Source organism: Streptomyces sp. NPDC058000, assembly GCF_042886435.1.
Lineage (GTDB): Bacteria > Actinomycetota > Actinomycetes > Streptomycetales > Streptomycetaceae > Streptomyces.
Window position 1 is genome coordinate 1 of the sequence record NZ_JBHVQS010000026.1, and the last position, 16,685, is coordinate 16,685.

Consider the following 16,685-nt stretch of genomic DNA (forward strand, 5'->3'; position numbering starts at 1 on the left):
GCCTCAGGGGCCCGCGGGGGCGCCGCGGGCCGGGGCCGGGGCGGGGGGGGGGGGGGCGGCGGGGGCCCGTGACCCCACCCGCCCACCCCCCGAAGGGGGGTGGGCGGCGGGGAAAAACAAGAGGTACGGGTGGGCGGCGGGCTATATAGGAGCGCACCCGCCACCCCCGTTACCAAGGGCGTGCTCACCGCTCTTCGATAAGAGCCGCGAGCACCTCTCCCGTAAAAGAGGCGAGCACCGTGATACGGCCGAGCACCGCTCCCTTAATAGGGCGGGCACAACCGCTCCCCTAAATAAAGGACAACGGCTTCGCCAGGGAGACGGCTCCCCTGAAAAGACACCTCCCGTAGGGAGAAGCCCCTCCGGGGAAGGAAGGGCGACTCCTTGGGAAGACGACTCTTGTGGGGCACGACTCCGGTACGAGGAGGGAGCCGCCGAGAGGACGGCTCCCCCACGGGAACGAGGCGTCAGCTCTTGACCGGGCCGAAGGCCGGGATGACCGAGCCGTCCTTGTACTTGCCCTCGATGAACTTCTTGACCTCGTCGGAGTTGAGGAGCTTGGCGAGCTTCTTGATCCGCGGGTCGTTCTCGTTGCCCTTCTTGACGGCGAGGAAGTTGGCGTAGGGGTTGCCCTGCGCCTTCTCCAGCGCCAGCGCGTCGGTGGACGGCTTGAGGTCGGCGCCGACGGCGAAGTTGCCGTTGATGACGGCGGCGTCGACGTCGGCGAGGCGCGCCGCGGTCTGGGATGCCTCCAGCTCGGTGATCTTGATGCCCTTGTTGTCCTTGACGTCGGTCAGCGTGGCGTCGGCTCCGACGCCGGACTTGAGGGTGATCACACCGTTGTCGGCGAGCAGCTTGAGCGCGCGGCCCTCGTTGGACGGGTCGTTGGGGACCGAGACGGTGGAGCCGGACTTCAGGTCGGAGAGCTTGTGGATCTTCTTGGAGTAGACGCCAAGCGGCTCGATCTCGACGTTGACGACCGGGACGATGTGGGAGCCGTTCTCCTTGTTGTAGGTGTCCAGGAACGGCTTGTGCTGGAAGAAGTTGGCGTCGACCTGGCCGTCTTCGGTGACCTTGTTGGGCAGCTTGTAGTCGTTGAAGGTCTTGACGACCAGCTTGAGGCCCACCTGGGGCGCCAGCTTGTCCTTGACGTAGTCGAGGATCGTGGCGTGCGGGGTGGGGCTGGCGGCGATGACCAGCGGGGCGTTCTTGTCGCCCTTGTCACTGCTCGCGGACACGTCGGAGGGGGCGCTGCAGGCGCTGGCGCCGAGGGCTACGGCGGAGGCGGCGGCCACCGCCACGGTGATCTTGATGGTGTTACGCACGAAGAGTGCCTCTTTCTGGTGCACACGGGGGTCCGTGTGAGCTGCGCCCGGCAAAGGGTCCGGGCTTACGGGGTGCGGGTGACGCGGGTGGTTCGTGGGGTCAGGCTGCCTCGGTGGCCGGGGCCGGCTCATCGGTGCGGACCCGGCGCAGACCGACCCGCAGAGAGGAAGAAGGACGGGTGCCGCGGCCGGCGAGCCGGCGGACGATCAGGTCGCCCAGCAACTGAACGACGGTGACGATGGCGATCAACTCGACGACGGTGACGATCATGAGCGTGGTGTCGTACCGCAGATAGCCGTAGTTGTAGGCCAGGGCGCCCAGTCCGCCGCCGCCGACCGCGCCGGCGATCGCCGAGTAGCCGATCAGCGTGATGACCGTGGTGGTGACGGCGGCGACCAGGGCCGGCAGCGCCTGCGGGAGCAGCACCTTGAAGATGACGGTCCAGGTGCCGCCGCCCATCGCCTGGGCCGCCTCGACCAGCCCCTGGTCGACCTCGCGCAGCGCGGCCTCCACGAGGCGGGCGAAGAACGGGATGGCGGCGATGGTGAGCGTGACCACGGCACCCGTCGGGCCGATGGCGGTGCCGACCAGGAAGCGGGTGAAGGGCATCAGCACGACGATCAGGATCAGGAACGGGAAGGACCGCCCGATGTTCGCGATCGCGCCGAGGACCTTGTTCACCACGACGTTCTGGAGCAGGGCCCCGCGGTCGGTCAGGTGCAGCAGGACGCCGATGGGGATGCCGATCAGGACCGAGTAGACCGTGGACCACCACAGCATGAAGACGGTGTCGAGGGTGGCGTCGGACAGCAGCGGCTGCATGTCGTTCCAGCTCACTGGGCATCTTCCTTCTGGAGCGGGGTGGTCGTCGGGGCGGCGTCGGCAGCGGCGCCGTCGACGACGTCGACCTGCAGACCCTGCTCGCGCAGGAAGCCGATGGGGACGACGTTGTCGTCGAAGCGGCCGGGCAGCTCGATGCGCATCCGGCCGACCTGCTTTCCGCCGACGGTGTCCATGGCGGCGCCGAGGATCGAGACGTCGACGTTGTAGGTGCGGGCCAGTTCGGAGACCACCGGGCGGGTGGCGGCCGAACCGTGGAAGGTGACGTCGACGACGGTGCGGTCCTCGCCGGAGGGCTCGCCGCCGACCGGGAACAGCTCCCGGGCGAGTTCGGAGCCGGGGGTGGCGAGGAGTTCGGCGACGGTGCCCTGTTCGACGACCCGGCCGCCCTTCATCAGCGCGGCGGAGTCGCAGATGGTCTTGACGACGTCCATCTCGTGCGTGATGAGGACGACGGTCAGGCCCAGCTGCTGGTTGAGGTCGCGCAGCAGTCGGAGGATGGAGCGGGTGGTCTCCGGGTCCAGGGCGCTGGTGGCCTCGTCGGAGAGGAGCACCTTGGGGTCGCCGGCCAGGGCGCGGGCGATGCCGACGCGCTGCTTCTGGCCGCCGGAGAGCTGGGCGGGGTACGCCTTGGCCTTGTCGGCGAGGCCGACCAGGTCGAGGAGTTCCAGGGCCTTGCGGGTGCGGTCGCGGCGCCCGACCTTGAGGATCTCCAGCGGCAGTTCGACGTTGTCCTGGACGGTGCGTGAGGACAGCAGGTTGAAGTGCTGGAAGACCATGCCGATGTGGCTGCGGGCGGCGCGCAGTGCGGCGTTGGCGCGCTGACCGCGTCCGCCGAGGGCGGTGAGGTCCTGGCCGGCCACGGTGACCGTGCCGGAGGTGGGGCGCTCCAGGAGGTTGAGGCAGCGGATGAGGGTGGACTTGCCGGCGCCGCTCTGACCGATGACGCCGTACACCTCGCCCTCTCGGACGTGCAGGTCGACGCCGTCCAGGGCGGTGACCTCACGGCCTCCCGATCGGTAGACCTTGGTCAGGCCCGTTGTGGTGATCACAGGGAATTCCGTCACTGTCGAGTGCTCGGCGGCTGGCCGGGCACGGGGCATGCTGTGCGAGTGCGGCAGGGGGGGAACGGGGAGCGGCGGTGGGCGCGGGGCCCGGCTCCGGGTTCCGGTGACGCGGGGCGGCCGATGGCGCCGGGTTCTCGGCGTGCGGCTCATGGTGGGGTCCCCTGCTCCTTCGGAGCGCGGGGGCAGGTCTCGCTTCGGGGCGCGAGGCTCAGACGGGGGCCCTCAGCGGTCACACATTCGACACATGCAACGAGCACCGGGCGTGGGGTACGCCTCGGTCGCGGGGGTGCGGCGGCTCGTCGTGGTCATGGCGGTCAGTAAACCAGACAGCGGTACGACCCGATCAACCCTGTCCGCATAGCGGACGGTGGTGCCCGGTCCGTGGACGGCGCCCCGTCCACCCCGGACGATCCTGCCGGTCCGCCCGTGGCCTGCGCGGATACTGCCGGCGGCACGGAGGCCCGGCGGCCGGGCGCCCGGCCGGTGCGGGACGAGCTGTGGCCAACGCCACGACCGCCGGGCCGCCCCCGTACCCCGGCGCCGGTCCGGCGGGCAACGGCGGGGCCGGACGCGGTGATCCGTCCGGCGCCGATTAGCATCGGGCCCATGCTCCACAACCCCACAGCGCGCGGCCGCCTCGCCCGGAGGCCGCGGTGATCGACGCGCTGACGATCGCGGTCGGCGTGGCCGCTCTCGCGCTGGCCGCCTGGTGCGGCTTCGCCGCGTACCGCAACGAACCCACCAAGGACTGGCACTTCATCGGCATGATCGTCGTGTCGCTGCTGTGCATCGTCCAACTGGCCATCGCCATCGTGCAGTTGGCGCGCGGACACTCCCCCGCCAAGGGCACCGCGCTCTTCCTCGCGTATCTGCTCGGGGCGGTCGCGTGCGTCCCGGCGACCGGGTTCATGTCGCTCTCCGAGCGGACCCGGTGGGGTTCGGCCAGCGTCGCCGCGGGCGCCGTGGTGCTGGCTGTTCTGGAAGTACGGCTCTTCGACATCTGGGGAGGCGGCAGTGTCTGAGACTGCCCCGAAGACCGCGGCGACCGGTGCCGCGGAGGAGACCACGGTCCGGGATCCGGCCACGAGGCTGGGCGCGGGCCCGGGGCGGCTGCTGGTCACCCTCTACGGCGTCTTCACCGTGGCCGCCGCGTCCCGCTCGCTCTACCAGCTGATCGCCCAGTTCGACCGCGCCCCGCTGGCGTACCTGCTGTCGGCGGTCTCCGCGCTGGTCTACGGCTTCATCACCTTCTCGCTGGTGCGCGGCGGCGAGGGGGCCCGCCGGGCGGCGGTCGTCTGCTGCGGCCTGGAGCTGCTCGGGGTGGTCGGCATCGGCACCTGGACGCTGGTGGACCCGGCGGCGTTCGCGGACTCCACGGTCTGGTCGTACTTCGGCATGGACTACCTCTTCATCCCGGTCGCCCTGCCGGTCACCGGACTGATGTGGCTGCGCCGGGCCCGTACGGCGACGGCGTAGCGCACGGGGGGATGTCCGGGCCCGCCGTCGCGGGCCCGGTCCGGCGTCACTGCGCTGCGGCGGGCTCCTTCTCCAGCGTGACCAGGCTCAGCCGGTGGGTCAGCTGCTCGGTGCCGACCGGGGCGTAGCCGTGGCTGCGGTAGAGCCGGAGGTTGCCCTCGCTGCGGTGGCCGGTGAAGAGGCGGTAGCGCTTGGCCGAGCGTTCGTCGGCCAGTCGCCGCTCGACGGCGGCCAGCAGCCGGCCGCCGATGCCGTGCCGCTGGAGCCGGGGGTGCACGATCAGCTTGGCGATCTTCGCCGTGCCGTCGGTGTCGACCGTGCCGCGCACCGAGCCGACGACCTCCTCGCCCAGTCTGGCCACCACGACGCAGCCGGAGGTCAGTTCGGCGCGCAGGGAGTCCAGTGTCTGGGTCAGCGGCTCGATTCCGTAGTCGTCGTAGAGCGCGGCCTCGGCCTGGTAACAGAGGTATTGGAGTTTGAGGATCTGCTCGGCGTCGTCGTCGGTCGCCGTCGAGATGGTCACGCTCGTGCCCATGCGCGTCTGCCTCCCCTTTTCGGTTCGCTGTCCGCTTCCGGACTCCCCGGCATTCGGCAGCGGCAATCTCCGCCGGAGGCATTCTGCGCGGGCATACGGGACAAGCGGAACGGACCGGCGCCAAGCTCCCCTGTGACATTGCCAACTCAGATGAGTGCGCGGGTCAGTGGGGCAGGGCGCCGGTCCGGGAGGCGCGGCGCGGGTCAGTGCCGGCGGAACTCCTCGGCGGCGAGCAGCGCGGTGTCCGGATTGTCGGAGAACAGGCCGTCGATGCCGGTGGCGAAGAGCGCCTTGAAGTACGCGAGCGAGTTGCCGTAGTCGCCCGGGTTCTTGCCGACCTGGAAGTCCAGCGGCAGGAAGTTGTTCTCGTTCCGCACGGTGTACGGGTGGACGACCAGTCCTGCGGTGTGCGCGTCGCGGACCAGGGTGGTGGGCTTGCCGAGCTTGCCCTTGTCGTCCTGCGCGATGATCTGCGGCAGCCAGGGGCCGATGCCCTGGGCGAAGCCGGCGATCCACCTGAGCCCCTCGGGCTTGAGCAGGTCGGCGGTGGTGCGCGGGTCACCGGACTCGACGAAGTCCCAGGGCCGGACGGACGGCTCGTCGAGCAGGACGACCTTCGGGCACTTCACGCCCAGTTCGCCGAGCCGCCGCAGGCTGCTGGGCTCGAAGGACTGGAGGAAGTTCGGGGCGTGTGCGGTGTGCCGGCCGTAGCGACGCAGCAGGTGGGCGAGCCGCTCCTCCAGCCCCAGGCCCAGCTTGCGGAAGTAGGTGGGGTGCTTGGTCTCGATGTGCAGCCAGACCGGACGGCCGCGCTCGCGCCCCTTCTTCTCGGCCCACTGCAGGGCCTCTTCGAAGGTGAGGACCGGCCAGACGCCGTTGTAGAGGGTGTTGTGCTGGCGGACGTCCGGTATGCGCTCCTTGGCGCGCAGCGTCTTGATCTCGGCGAGGGTGAAGTCCTCGGTGAACCAGCCGGTGATCTTCTTGCCGTCGATGGCCTTGGTCGTCCTGCGGCCGGCGAACTCCGGGTGCTGCGCGACATCGGTGGTGGCACTGATGTCGGGCTCGTGGCGCAGGATCAGGTGCCCGTCCTTGGTGGGGACGAGGTCACCGGCCTCGATGACGTCCGCGCCCATGTCGAGGGCGAGTTGGTAGGAGCCCATGGTGTGCTCGGGGCGGTAGCCGCTGGCGCCCCGGTGGCCGACGACCAGCGGGACCGGCAGCTTGCCGGGCCGGCCGGCCGGTGCCGGCCGGTTCGCCGGGGCGGCGGCGTGCTCCGCCGGGCCGGCGGCGTACGCCTGTCCCGCGCCGGCCATTACCGCCGCCCCCGCACCCAGGGCCGCGGCACCCAGTACCGTCCGTCGTCCCGGCTCGTGCCGCTTCTCCATGCCCGCGCTCCTCGTTCTGCGTCGTGTCCCGGTCCGACCCGGTGGCATTCCGGATGTTCCGGGGTATTCCGGTGTATCCAGGGGTCCGGAAGGTGTCTGTGGACTCCTTCCGGAAGCCCCATGATCGTAAGCACGGACGGGTGATGCCGGGGAGACGCCCGGAAGGACTGCGGGGAACATGGACGTAACACACGTCAACTCTGCGTATCGGCCCCGTGAACCCGATGTGCGCGCGGGAGTGACCCGCGAGTATGGTCCTGGGCTGCAGAGCGCTGCGTCCCCTGCTACTGACCACCACGACCCGGAGGGCCCGTTGTCCCGCATTGTGCTGAAGGCGATCCTCGGACTGATGATGCGTGTCCTGTTCCGCCCGAAGGTCGAGGGCATGGAGCGGATTCCGGAGACCGGCCCGGTGATCATGGCCGGCAACCACGTCACGTTCATCGACTCGCTGTTCCTGAGCCTGGTGGTCAAGCGCCCGGTGTTCTTCATCGGCAAGGACGAGTACGTCACCGGCAAGGGGATCAAGGGCCGGCTGATGGCCTGGTTCTTCACCACCGCCGGGATGATCCCCGTGGACCGCGACGGCGGGCACGGCGGGGTCGCAGCGCTGATGACCGGCCGCCGGATCCTGGAGGAGGGCCACGCCTTCGGCATCTACCCGGAGGGCACCCGCTCCCCCGACGGCCGCCTGTACCGCGGCCGCACCGGCGTCGCACGGCTCGCGCTGATGACCGGCGCCCCGGTCGTCCCGTTCGCCATGGTCGGCACGGACAAGGTGCAGCCCGGCGGCACGGGCCGTCCGCACCTCGCCCCGGTGACCGTGCGCTTCGGTGAGCCGCTGGACTTCTCCCGGTACGAGGGCATGGACCGGGACCGCTACGTCCTGCGGGCGGTCACCGACGAGGTGATGAGCGACGTCATGGAGCTGTCCGGCCAGGAGTACGTCGACGTGTACGCCACCAAGGCCCGCGCCGCCGCCTGATCCCGCCCCCCACGCCACGAAGGGCCCCGTCCTCGGACGGGGCCCTTGGCGTGCGCGGCCGCTCGGTGCGGCGGTCCGGCCGGACCGCGGCTACCGGGCGCTCAGCAGGGGACCTGGAAGCCGCCGGGTGCCCGCTGGCCCTCGGCGTCGCCGGCGAGCGCCTTGCGCAGCGCCTCCTCGGGGCGCGGGATGCGGCTGCCGTCGGCCTGGAGGAGCTGCTGGTGCACGGCGACGGAGCCGACGTGGGCGCCGGGGAGGTGGGCGTTCTTGGCCGTGATGCGGTTCAGTTCGGTCGGGGACAGCCGGCGCCGGGTGCGGACGTAGGCGATGAAGCTCTCGAAGTCCCGGGTGTGCCGGACGGGTTCGGTGAACCCGGTGAAGGCGCTGAAGCCGTCCTGGTTGATGAGGGTGTACGAGGGTGCGGCGAGGCGGTAGCGGCGGGCCGGGTCGAGCCGCTCGCCGTCGATGCGGACCTCGGCGGGGTCGATCCGGTGCCCGGCCCGGCCGGCGGCGTCGAAGGTGTAGCGGACGTTGCCGGAGACGGCCAGCGGGGCGAAGGACAGGCCGCCGCCGGCGGTGGACGCCCACTGTTGCTCCAGGGCGTCGTGGATCTGCCGGCCGGTGACCGTGACGGTCATGATCGGGTCGCCGAAGCCGACCGCGTTCCACGCCTGCCCGTAGGTCACCACGCCGTCCGACGCTTCGTCGCGCACCAGGTCGGCGGCGATGATGGCGGCCCCGACCCGCGGGGCCACCGCGATGACGGCGAGTTCGGCGGGGACGTTGCGGTGGCCGCCGGGGTCGTCCATCGGACCGTGCGGCTGACCGCCCGCCCACAGCGCCCAGTCGGCGACGAGGTTGCCCATGGTGGACTCCCCCACCTCGTTGCGCCGGCGGGTGAAGGAGGCGGTCTGGGTGCCGATCCGGGTGCGGGCGCGGCGGGCGCCGTAACCCGCCCAGTAGTCGGCGATCGACTTCAGCTCCGGATCCGGTGTCACGTCGCGGGTGTTGGGGTGGTTGACGGAGGTGGTCAGCGCCCGGATCACCTTGCCGGTCACCGGGTCGAGCCGCAGGTTGATCTCGTTGATGATCTGGCCGTAGCAGCCGGCCTCGACGAACGGGCGGGGCACGCCCTTCGGGTCGGGCAGCATCATGGTGAAGGCGCAGTGCCAGTGGCCGGTGACGATGGCGTCGATGTCCGGCGAGACCCGCAGCGCCAGTTCGTAGGCCGGGCCGGAGGGGTTGCTGCCGCTTTGGAAGTCGCTGCCGGCGACCGCGCCGTCGTGCATGCTGAGGATGATCGCGTTGACGCCCCGGCGCTTCAGGGCCGCCGCGCAGCGGTTGGCGGTCTCCAGTTCGTCCAGGGTGCGCAGTCCGGGCTGGTAGGAGCCGGGGAAGGACTCGGTGCCGATGGCGGTCAGGTGGATGAAGCCGATCGGCAGCCGGCGGCCGCGGCCGGTGTCCACGTGCACGATGTTGTACGGCGGCAGCACCCGCCGGCCGGTGTCGTGCCACACCATGTTGGCGCTGTAGTAGGGGAAGTTCGCGCCGCGGAAGCGGTGGCCGGTGGAGTCGGTGAAGGAGTCGTCGCGGCCGACGACCGGGAACGGGCGGCCGCGTTCCATGTGCTCCCGGAGGAAGACCGTCGACTTGTCGAACTCGTGGTTGCCGGCCGAGGCGAAGTCCATCCGTAGGGCGTTGAGGGCTTCGATGGTGGGTTCGTCGGCGAAGGAGGCGGCGTCGAACTCCCAGCCGGAGAAGAGGTCGCCGGGGGCGAAGAAGAGGGAGTTGCGCCGTCCGGCGCGCAGCCGCTCCAGGTGGGCGGCCATGTAGGCGACGCCGCCTACGGTGTAGCGCTTGCCACCGGCGCCTGTGATGACGGAGTTGGCGCCCGGGGCACCCTGCAGATAACCGTGCAGATCGGTGATGTTGAGCAGCTGGACGTCGACGTACTCGTCCGCCGTGGCGGCGTCGCGGGCGTGGCCGGTGGCATAGGCGTTGGTACCGATCGCGCTGGCGGTGGCCATCGCCCCCGCGGCGGTTACGAAGGACCGTCGTCCGATGTCGCGCACTGCGTCACTCTCCTGAGCGGGTCCGACCGTTGGGGGGACGACGGGAGAGTCAAACGAGCCGCGCGGGACAACCGGCCACCAGGACGCGTACCGGGCGTGAACGGCAGAGGACAGTCGCCCCCAGGGGCGTGTCCTGTGGATCATGGCCGGTGCGTGCGGTCACGTTCCACGGGACACGCCTGCGTGGGGGCAGGGGGCGGGGCGCTGTCCCTCGTTCGCCCGCCGGGTGGGCCCTTACGGGTGCCCGGTCGGGGGTGGGGTGGGGAACGCAGGGCGGGTGGGCGGGAGAGGGCAGCGCGGGTGGGCGGGAGAGGGCAGCGCGGGTGGGTCAGAAGAGGGCAGCGCGGGTGGGTCGGGTGAGGGCTGCCGGTGGGCCGGTCACGGGAGTTCGGACGGGCCGCCGGCGGCGGAGCCGGAGCCGGCCACCGGTGCGGTCGCGGCGTCCACCGCCGGCTGCGGGGTCGCCGCGCTGTCGCCCAGCCGCTGGCCGCGGAGCAGGAACCACGCGGCCACCGCGGCGCCCAGCAGCACTACCGCGCCCACTCCGGCGGCGGTGTCCACGCCGCTGACGAAGGAGTCCTGGGCGGCCTTCAGCAGGGCGGCGCTCTGGTCGGCGGGGAGGCGGGCGGCGGCGTCCACGGCACCGCCGAGCGAGGAGCGGGCGGCGTCGGCGACGTGTTCGGACACCCCGGCGGGGGTGGCGAAGCCCTGGTAGATGCTGGTCACGATGGAGCCCAGCAGGGCGATGCCGAGCGCGGCACCCAGTTCGTACGCGGTCTCGGAGACCGCGGAGGCGGCGCCGGCCTCTTCCTTGGGCACGCTGGAGAGGATGACGTCGGCGGTGACCGTGAAGGCGAAGCCGGCGCCGACGCCCACGACGAAGAGGATGCTGCACAGCGCGAAGGTGCCGGTGTCGCCGTGCAGGGTGATACAGCCGGCGAGCGAGAGACCGACCACCGCCAGACCGCCGGCCACCACCAGCCGCACCGATAGCCGCCGGGCGACCCAGCCGGCCGCCAGACCGGCACCCACCGCGCCGATCGCGGCCGGGAGTTCGATCATGCCGGCGTTGAACGGCGAGCGCATCTGCACCATCTGGAGGAACTGGGAGAGGAAGAAGACCAGCCCGGACAGGCCGAGGATGGTCAGCAGGTTGGCCAGGACCGCGCCGGAGAAGCCCCGGTGGTGGAAGAGCTTCATGTTCAGCAGCGGCGAGGCCAGGGTGAGCTGGCGGCGGACGAACAGCAGCAGGGCGAGCAGGCCGATGACGGCGGCCGGCCCGATGTCCCACCGGAGGCCGTGCACCGCCGCTTCCTTGATGGCGTAGACGATGCCGAGGACGCCCACGAGGGACAACAGGACGCTGGGGACGTCCCACGGGCCCGGGTCGGGGTTGCGGGACTCCGGGATCACCTTGGCGCCGACGACGACCAGCAGCGCCATCACCGGCAGGTTGATCAGGAAGACCGAGCCCCACCAGAAGTGGCCCAGCAGGAAGCCGCCGAGGACCGGCCCGACCGCCGTACCGGCTGAGGCCATCGCGCCCCAGATGCCGACCGCCAGGCTGCGTTCCTTCGGGTCGTGGAAGAGGTTGCGGATGAGTGCGAGGGTGGAGGGCATCAGCGTCGCACCGGCCACGCCCTGGAGGGCCCGGGCGGTGATCATCATCGACGGGGTGGTGGCGTAGGCGGCGAGCACCGACAGCGCGCCGAACGCCACCGAGCCGATCAGCAGCAGCTTCTTCCGGCCGACCCGGTCGCCGAGACTGCCCATGGAGACCAGCAGACCGGCGATGACGAACGAGTAGATATCACCGATCCACAGCAACTGGGTGCCGGTCGGCCGCAGATCCTCACTGAGGAAGGGGGTAGCGAGGCCGAGCACGGTGGCGTCGACGCCGACCAGCAGGACCGCCAGGACCAGGACCGAGAGTGCGAGCCAGCGGCCCGGCCGGGGCTGCTCGTCCGCATGGGCCGAACCGGCCCGCCCCGCGGCTGAACCAGCCCGCTCTGCGGCTATGGGATCGCTCATTTCTCCATGCTCCGTCGGATGCCGCCGAGCAGCAGCTCGGCGATCGAGTGGTTGAGGTCGTTCTTGGCGACGCGGCCTTCGTGTACCGCCCAGGCGCCGGCGCCGAGGAGTCCGTAGAACGCCTCGGTCAGCCAGGCCGTACTGAGGTCGACCCGGAAGTCGCCCTCCTCCTGGCCGCGGCGGAACAGTGCGGCGAGCCGGGCGTCGAGCCGGGCCCAGCCGGCGTTGACCGGCCCGCTCTCGAAGAGCTGGTTCTCGGTGAAGAGGAAGGCCAGCACGCCGGCGACCGGTTCGGCCTCGCGGATCAGGCGGCGCAGCGCCCCGGCGGCGTCCCCCTCGTCGAGCCGGGCGGCGTCCATCGCCCGCGCGAACCTCGCTATGCCGTGTTCCTCCAGGGCCCGGATCAGCGCGTCGCGGCCCGCGAAGTGCCGGTGCAGGGTCGCCCGGCTGATGCCCGCGGCGCGGGCGATCTCGTCCATCGAGGTCGTCGCGCGGCGGGTGAGCAGTGCGGCGGCTTCGGTGAGTACGCGTTCTCGATCCACGGCCATGAGACGAAGAGTATCCGAATGAGACACCAATGTCTCAGCGAGTTCTCCGGGGCCGCCCGCGCCGTCGTCCACCGGAGCCCCGCCGCCGGGCACGTCCACAACGCGAGGCGGCCTCCACCCGATCGGGTGGAGGCCGCCTCACCGGCCGGCGCGCGGCGCCGGCCGCGCTCCCGTCACTTCTTGGCCGCAGCCCACTCCTGCTGCTGCACCAGGTCCGCCCGCACCTCGGCGAGCTGGACCGCCACCGCCGACGGCGCGGTGCCGCCGCGGCCGTTGCGCGCCGCGAGCGCACCGGGGACGTTGAGGACGCCCCGGACCTCGGGCGTCAGGTGCGGCGAGATCTTGGCGAACTGCTCGTCGGTGAGCTGGTCCAGCTCGATGCCCTGCGCCTCGCACTCCTTGACGCACTCACCGGCCACCTCGTGCGCCACCCGGAACGGCACGCCCTGCTTGACCAGCCACTCCGCGATGTCGGTGGCCAGCGAGAAACCAGCCGGCGCCAGCTCCTCCATCCGCGCCCGGTTGACGGTCAAGGTGGCCATCATCCCGGTGAACGCCGGGAGCAGCACCTCCAGTTGGTCGCAGGAGTCGAAGACCGGCTCCTTGTCCTCCTGGAGGTCGCGGTTGTACGCGAGCGGCAACGCCTTCAGCGTCGCCAGCAGCCCCGTCAGGTTGCCGATCAGACGCCCGGACTTGCCCCGCGCCAGCTCCGCGATGTCCGGGTTCTTCTTCTGCGGCATGATCGACGAGCCCGTGGAGAAGGCGTCGTGCAGGGTCACGAAGGAGAATTCCTTGGTGTTCCAGATGATCACCTCCTCGGCGATCCGGGACAGGTTGACCCCGATCATCGCGGTGATGAAGGCGAACTCCGCGACGAAGTCCCGCGCGGCCGTGCCGTCGATGGAGTTGCCCACCGAACCGTGCTCGAAGCCGAGGTCCGCGGCGACCGCCTCCGGGTCGAGCCCGAGGCTGCTGCCGGCCAGCGCCCCCGAGCCGTACGGCGAGACCGCGGTCCGCTCGTCCCACTGCCGCAGCCGCTCCGCGTCCCGGGCCAGCGGCTGCACATGGGCGAGCACGTGGTGGGCGAAGAGCACCGGCTGGGCGTGCTGGAGGTGGGTGCGGCCCGGCATCGCGACGTCCGGGTGCGCCTCGGCGAGGCCGATCAGCGCCTCCTGGAGGTCGGCGAGCAGCCCGCCGATGATCCGGGCGTGGTCCCGCAGGTACATCCGGAAGAGCGTGGCGACCTGGTCGTTGCGGGACCGGCCGGCGCGCAGCTTGCCGCCGAGGTCCGGGCCGAGCCGCTCCAGCAGCCCGCGCTCCAGGGCGGTGTGCACGTCCTCGTCGGCGATGGTGCCGGTGAACGAGCCGTCGGCGACGTCGCGTTCGAGCCTGTCCAACCCCTCGATCATGCGGGCCAGTTCGTCGGCGGTGAGCAGGTCGGCCTTGTGGAGCACGCGGGCGTGTGCCCGGGAGCCGGCGATGTCGTAGGGGGCCAGCCGCCAGTCGAAGTGGACGGAGGCGGAGAGTTTGGCGAGCGCCTCGGCCGGCCCGTCGGCGAAGCGGCCGCCCCAGAGCCGGACGTCGCCGTTGTTGCTGCTCACTAGCTGTGCTCCTCGTGGATGGTGGGTTCGCGGCGAGCGCCGGACGGGCCGGAGGTCAGCCCGTTCGGCGCTCGAACGGCGGGCGGGTCGGACCCGTGCGCCGGGTCCCGGAAGGGTCAGCCTGTCAGGTCACGCCGTGCGGCGATCTTGCTCGACATGCCGAAGAGCTCGATGAAGCCCTTGGAGAGCGACTGGTCGAACGTGTCGCCGGTGTCGTAGGTGGCGAGGTTGAAGTCGTACAGCGACTGCGCGGACCGCCGGCCGGTGACCACCGCGCGGCCGCCGTGCAGGGTCATCCGGATGTCGCCGGAGACAGCCTGGTTGGCCTCGTCGAGAAAGCCGTCCAGGGCCCGCTTGAGCGGCGAGAACCACAGGCCGTCGTAGACCAGCTCGCCCCAGCGCTGCTCGACCTGCCGCTTGTAGCGGGCCAGTTCGCGCTCGACGGTGACGTTCTCCAGCTCCTGGTGCGCGGTGATCAGCGCGATCGCACCCGGTGCCTCGTACACCTCACGGGACTTGATGCCGACCAGCCGGTCCTCGACCAGGTCGATCCGGCCGACGCCCTGGACACCGGCCCGCGCGTTGAGCTGTGCGATGGCCTGGAGGACGGTGACCGGCTGACCGTCGAGGGCGACCGGCACCCCCTCCTTGAAGGTGATGACGACCTCGTCGGCCTCGCGGGCGGCGGCCGGGTCCTGGGTGTACGCGTACACGTCCTCGGTCGGCGCGTTCCAGATGTCCTCCAGGAAGCCGGTCTCCACGGCCCGCCCGAAGACGTTCTGGTCGATGGAGTACGGCGACTTCTTGGTGGTGGCGATCGGCAGGTCGGCCTTCTCGGCGAAGGCGATCGCCTTGTCCCGGGTCATCGCGTAGTCCCGGACCGGCGCGATGCACGTGAGGCCGGGGGCGAGGGACGAGATACCGGCCTCGAACCGGACCTGGTCGTTGCCCTTGCCGGTGCAGCCGTGCGCGACCGTGGTCGCGCCGTGCTTCGCGGCGGCGGCGACCAGGTGCTTGACGATGACCGGTCGGGACAGCGCGGAGACCAGCGGGTAGCGGTCCATGTAGAGGGCGTTGGCCTTGATCGCCGGGAGGCAGTACTCGTCGGCGAACTCGTCCTTGGCGTCGGCGACCTCGGCCTCCACGGCACCGCAGGCGAGTGCACGCTTGCGGATGACGTCCAGGTCTTCGCCGCCCTGGCCGACGTCCACCGCCACGGCGATGACCTCGGCGCCCGTCTCCTCGGCGATCCAGCCGATGCAGACGGAGGTGTCCAAACCGCCCGAGTAGGCGAGTACGACGCGCTCAGTCACGGGCTTCTCCTTACGGTGGTGCATACGCTGATAGGCATAAGTATGCACTCGACCGTATGTTTCGTCAACGGATTCGGAAAACCGCAGGTCAGCGCTACCTCATCGGACGGCGCCACTCGATCATCGGCACGGCATCGACGTGACATCGGCGCGACGCGGACGCCGGAGCACCGCATTTCGCCCCCCCCAGCGCCCTCAGCCCCCTCACCGCTCTCCGAGCACCTCCCGCAGTACCGCCGCATGGCTGAGCGGCACCGCTTTCGTCGATGTCAGCAGCGTGAGCGGACCGCCCGCCGCCAGTTCCCGCAGGTGCGCCAGCGCCTCCCCCGCCGCCCCCTCGGCCAGCTCGGCCCGGTAGCGCTCGACGAACTCCCCGAACCGCTCCTCGTCGTGCCCGTACCACTTGCGCAGCTCCGACGACGGCGCCACGTCCTTGCACCACTCGACGCCGGCGATCCGCTCGTCCCCCTTCGCCATCCCCCGGGGCCACAGCCGGTCCACCAGGACCCGCGCCCCGTCCACCGGCTCCGGCGGGTCGTACACCCGGCGGACCTCGACCTCGTGCGACGCCTTCGATTTCTTCGCTTTGGATGGCTTTGCGGGCATATACCCATCGAATCACGGCCGCCGCGGGCCCGCCCGGAGGCCCGGGAACGCCCCGAAGGGGACCCGCTTTGGATTCATCGGCCAAGACAGGGTATTTTTCTGTCTGCACGCCCCGACCGGGACTCCCGGTCGGAACGAGCACCGGGACGTGGCGCAGCTTGGTAGCGCACTTGACTGGGGGTCAAGGGGTCGCAGGTTCAAATCCTGTCGTCCCGACGGTGCAGAACACAGGCCGGAGGCCGCCTTCGCAGAGATGCGAAGGCGGCCTCCGGTCGTTTTGTGCGGCGGCGTCGCGGGGCCGGCGCGGCACCGCCCGGTGGGCGGGCCCCGGCAACCGGCCCCGTCAGCCCTACCGCGCCCCTTCCGCCAGTTGGAGGAGGTGGTCGGCGAGCTGCTGGCCGCCCGTCGGCTCGCGGCTGATCAGGAGCAGGGTGTCGTCGCCGGCGATGGTGCCGAGGATGTCGTGCAGCTCGGCCTGGTCGATGGCGGAGGCCAGGAACTGGGCGGCACCCGGCGGGGTGCGCAGGACAACGAGGTTGGCGGACGCCTCGGCGGAGATGAGGAGTTCGCCGGAGAGGCGGCGCATCCGCTCCTCCTTGGCGGACTCCCCCAGCGGCGCCCGCGGCTTGCGGTCGCCGCCCTCGCTCGGTACCGCGTAGATCAGCTCGCCGCCGGTGTTGCGGATCTTGACCGCGCCCAGTTCGTCCAGGTCGCGGGAGAGCGTCGCCTGGGTGACGGAGAGCCCGTCGTCGGCGAGCAGCTTGGCGAGCTGGCTCTGGGAGCGGACCGGCTGCCGGTTGAGGATGTCCACGATCCGGCGGTGGCGGGCGGTGCGGGTCTGCGGTACGGCCGGGCCGCTGTTCTGCGACTCGTTGCCCTGCGGCTCGGTCATCGTTGCGT

Annotated in this window: 15 protein-coding genes and 1 tRNA gene; 4 read left to right on the forward strand and 12 right to left on the reverse strand. The window is 71.1% G+C overall.

Translation table 11 applies throughout. From position 1 onward, the window contains the following. Positions 1-467 precede the first annotated feature (467 nt). The 3 genes from ACFVT2_RS23835 to ACFVT2_RS23845 all read right to left on the reverse strand — a co-directional run bounded on the left by ACFVT2_RS23835 (position 468) and on the right by ACFVT2_RS23845 (position 3,218). The gene (locus tag ACFVT2_RS23835) at positions 468-1,325 is read right to left on the reverse strand and encodes a MetQ/NlpA family ABC transporter substrate-binding protein (protein ID WP_390021175.1); all 858 of its coding nucleotides are present in this window, start codon (positions 1,323-1,325) and stop codon (positions 468-470) included. 100 nt (positions 1,326-1,425) lie between these two features. Then, positions 1,426-2,163, reverse strand: coding sequence for a methionine ABC transporter permease (locus ACFVT2_RS23840; RefSeq protein WP_390021177.1), 738 nt, complete (start codon positions 2,161-2,163; stop codon positions 1,426-1,428). Further along, entirely contained in the window at positions 2,160-3,218 is a 1,059-nt protein-coding gene (locus ACFVT2_RS23845) for a methionine ABC transporter ATP-binding protein (RefSeq protein WP_390021179.1), read from the reverse strand. The genes ACFVT2_RS23840 and ACFVT2_RS23845 overlap by 4 nt, the downstream gene beginning before the upstream one ends. A gap of 668 nt (positions 3,219-3,886) precedes the next feature. On the opposite strand from ACFVT2_RS23845, the gene ACFVT2_RS23850 reads away from it, so the two are divergent. Both ACFVT2_RS23850 and ACFVT2_RS23855 read left to right on the forward strand, forming a co-directional pair. Beyond that, positions 3,887-4,255, forward strand: a complete 369-nt coding sequence (locus tag ACFVT2_RS23850; RefSeq protein WP_390021180.1) for a hypothetical protein — start codon at positions 3,887-3,889, stop codon at positions 4,253-4,255. Then, complete coding sequence (locus ACFVT2_RS23855) at positions 4,248-4,709, forward strand: hypothetical protein (protein ID WP_390021181.1); 462 nt, start codon at positions 4,248-4,250, stop codon at positions 4,707-4,709. The genes ACFVT2_RS23850 and ACFVT2_RS23855 overlap by 8 nt, the downstream gene beginning before the upstream one ends. A 46-nt stretch (positions 4,710-4,755) precedes the next feature. Here ACFVT2_RS23855 and ACFVT2_RS23860 read toward each other — a convergent pair whose 3' ends face one another. Then, complete coding sequence (locus ACFVT2_RS23860) at positions 4,756-5,244, reverse strand: GNAT family N-acetyltransferase (protein ID WP_390021183.1); 489 nt, start codon at positions 5,242-5,244, stop codon at positions 4,756-4,758. A 203-nt stretch (positions 5,245-5,447) separates the two neighbouring features. After that, positions 5,448-6,629 carry a glycerophosphodiester phosphodiesterase gene (locus tag ACFVT2_RS23865; RefSeq protein WP_390021184.1) on the reverse strand — a complete coding sequence of 394 codons (1,182 nt, stop codon included), beginning with the start codon at positions 6,627-6,629 and terminating at the stop codon, positions 5,448-5,450. 313 nt (positions 6,630-6,942) lie between these two features. Between ACFVT2_RS23865 and ACFVT2_RS23870 the strand changes: the two genes are divergently transcribed. Beyond that, positions 6,943-7,614, forward strand: a complete 672-nt coding sequence (locus ACFVT2_RS23870; RefSeq protein ID WP_390021186.1) for a lysophospholipid acyltransferase family protein — start codon at positions 6,943-6,945, stop codon at positions 7,612-7,614. Positions 7,615-7,715: 101 nt separating this feature from the next. Here the strand turns inward: ACFVT2_RS23870 and ACFVT2_RS23875 are convergent, their stop codons facing one another. The 6 genes from ACFVT2_RS23875 to ACFVT2_RS23900 all read right to left on the reverse strand — a co-directional run bounded on the left by ACFVT2_RS23875 (position 7,716) and on the right by ACFVT2_RS23900 (position 15,785). Beyond that, a complete protein-coding gene (locus ACFVT2_RS23875) occupies positions 7,716-9,686 on the reverse strand; it encodes a bifunctional metallophosphatase/5'-nucleotidase (RefSeq protein ID WP_390021187.1) in 1,971 nt (656 codons plus the stop codon). A gap of 378 nt (positions 9,687-10,064) precedes the next feature. Beyond that, positions 10,065-11,717: an MFS transporter gene (locus tag ACFVT2_RS23880; RefSeq protein WP_390021188.1), complete on the reverse strand. Its 1,653-nt coding sequence runs from the start codon at positions 11,715-11,717 to the stop codon at positions 10,065-10,067. Next, a complete protein-coding gene (locus ACFVT2_RS23885) occupies positions 11,714-12,265 on the reverse strand; it encodes a TetR/AcrR family transcriptional regulator (RefSeq protein ID WP_390021190.1) in 552 nt (183 codons plus the stop codon). The genes ACFVT2_RS23880 and ACFVT2_RS23885 overlap by 4 nt, the downstream gene beginning before the upstream one ends. A gap of 173 nt (positions 12,266-12,438) precedes the next feature. Then, the gene (gene argH, locus ACFVT2_RS23890) at positions 12,439-13,866 is read right to left on the reverse strand and encodes an argininosuccinate lyase (RefSeq protein WP_390021191.1); all 1,428 of its coding nucleotides are present in this window, start codon (positions 13,864-13,866) and stop codon (positions 12,439-12,441) included. 116 nt (positions 13,867-13,982) lie between these two features. Further along, on the reverse strand, positions 13,983-15,179 hold the full coding sequence (locus tag ACFVT2_RS23895; RefSeq protein WP_390021193.1) for an argininosuccinate synthase: 1,197 nt from the start codon (positions 15,177-15,179) through the stop codon (positions 13,983-13,985). Between the two features lie 204 nt (positions 15,180-15,383). Then, complete coding sequence (locus ACFVT2_RS23900) at positions 15,384-15,785, reverse strand: DUF488 domain-containing protein (RefSeq protein WP_390021195.1); 402 nt, start codon at positions 15,783-15,785, stop codon at positions 15,384-15,386. 142 nt (positions 15,786-15,927) lie between these two features. On the opposite strand from ACFVT2_RS23900, the gene ACFVT2_RS23905 reads away from it, so the two are divergent. Next, positions 15,928-16,001, forward strand: a tRNA-Pro gene (locus ACFVT2_RS23905). Between the two features lie 133 nt (positions 16,002-16,134). Here ACFVT2_RS23905 and ACFVT2_RS23910 read toward each other — a convergent pair. Beyond that, positions 16,135-16,677 (reverse strand): arginine repressor, encoded by a 543-nt coding sequence (locus tag ACFVT2_RS23910; RefSeq protein ID WP_100602218.1) that lies wholly within the window; start codon positions 16,675-16,677, stop codon positions 16,135-16,137. Positions 16,678-16,685 lie beyond the last annotated feature (8 nt).

Bases quoted from the DNA above. Each gene is read 5' to 3' on its own strand.
- ACFVT2_RS23860 (WP_390021183.1), bottom strand. From the start codon at position 5,244: ATGGGCACGAGCGTGACCATCTCGACGGCGACCGACGACGACGCCGAG.
- ACFVT2_RS23865 (WP_390021184.1), bottom strand. From the start codon at position 6,629: ATGGAGAAGCGGCACGAGCCGGGACGACGGACGGTACTGGGTGCCGCG.
- ACFVT2_RS23880 (WP_390021188.1), bottom strand. From the start codon at position 11,717: ATGAGCGATCCCATAGCCGCAGAGCGGGCTGGTTCAGCCGCGGGGCGG.
- ACFVT2_RS23885 (WP_390021190.1), bottom strand. From the start codon at position 12,265: ATGGCCGTGGATCGAGAACGCGTACTCACCGAAGCCGCCGCACTGCTC.
- ACFVT2_RS23900 (WP_390021195.1), bottom strand. From the start codon at position 15,785: ATGCCCGCAAAGCCATCCAAAGCGAAGAAATCGAAGGCGTCGCACGAG.
- ACFVT2_RS23910 (WP_100602218.1), bottom strand. From the start codon at position 16,677: ATGACCGAGCCGCAGGGCAACGAGTCGCAGAACAGCGGCCCGGCCGTA.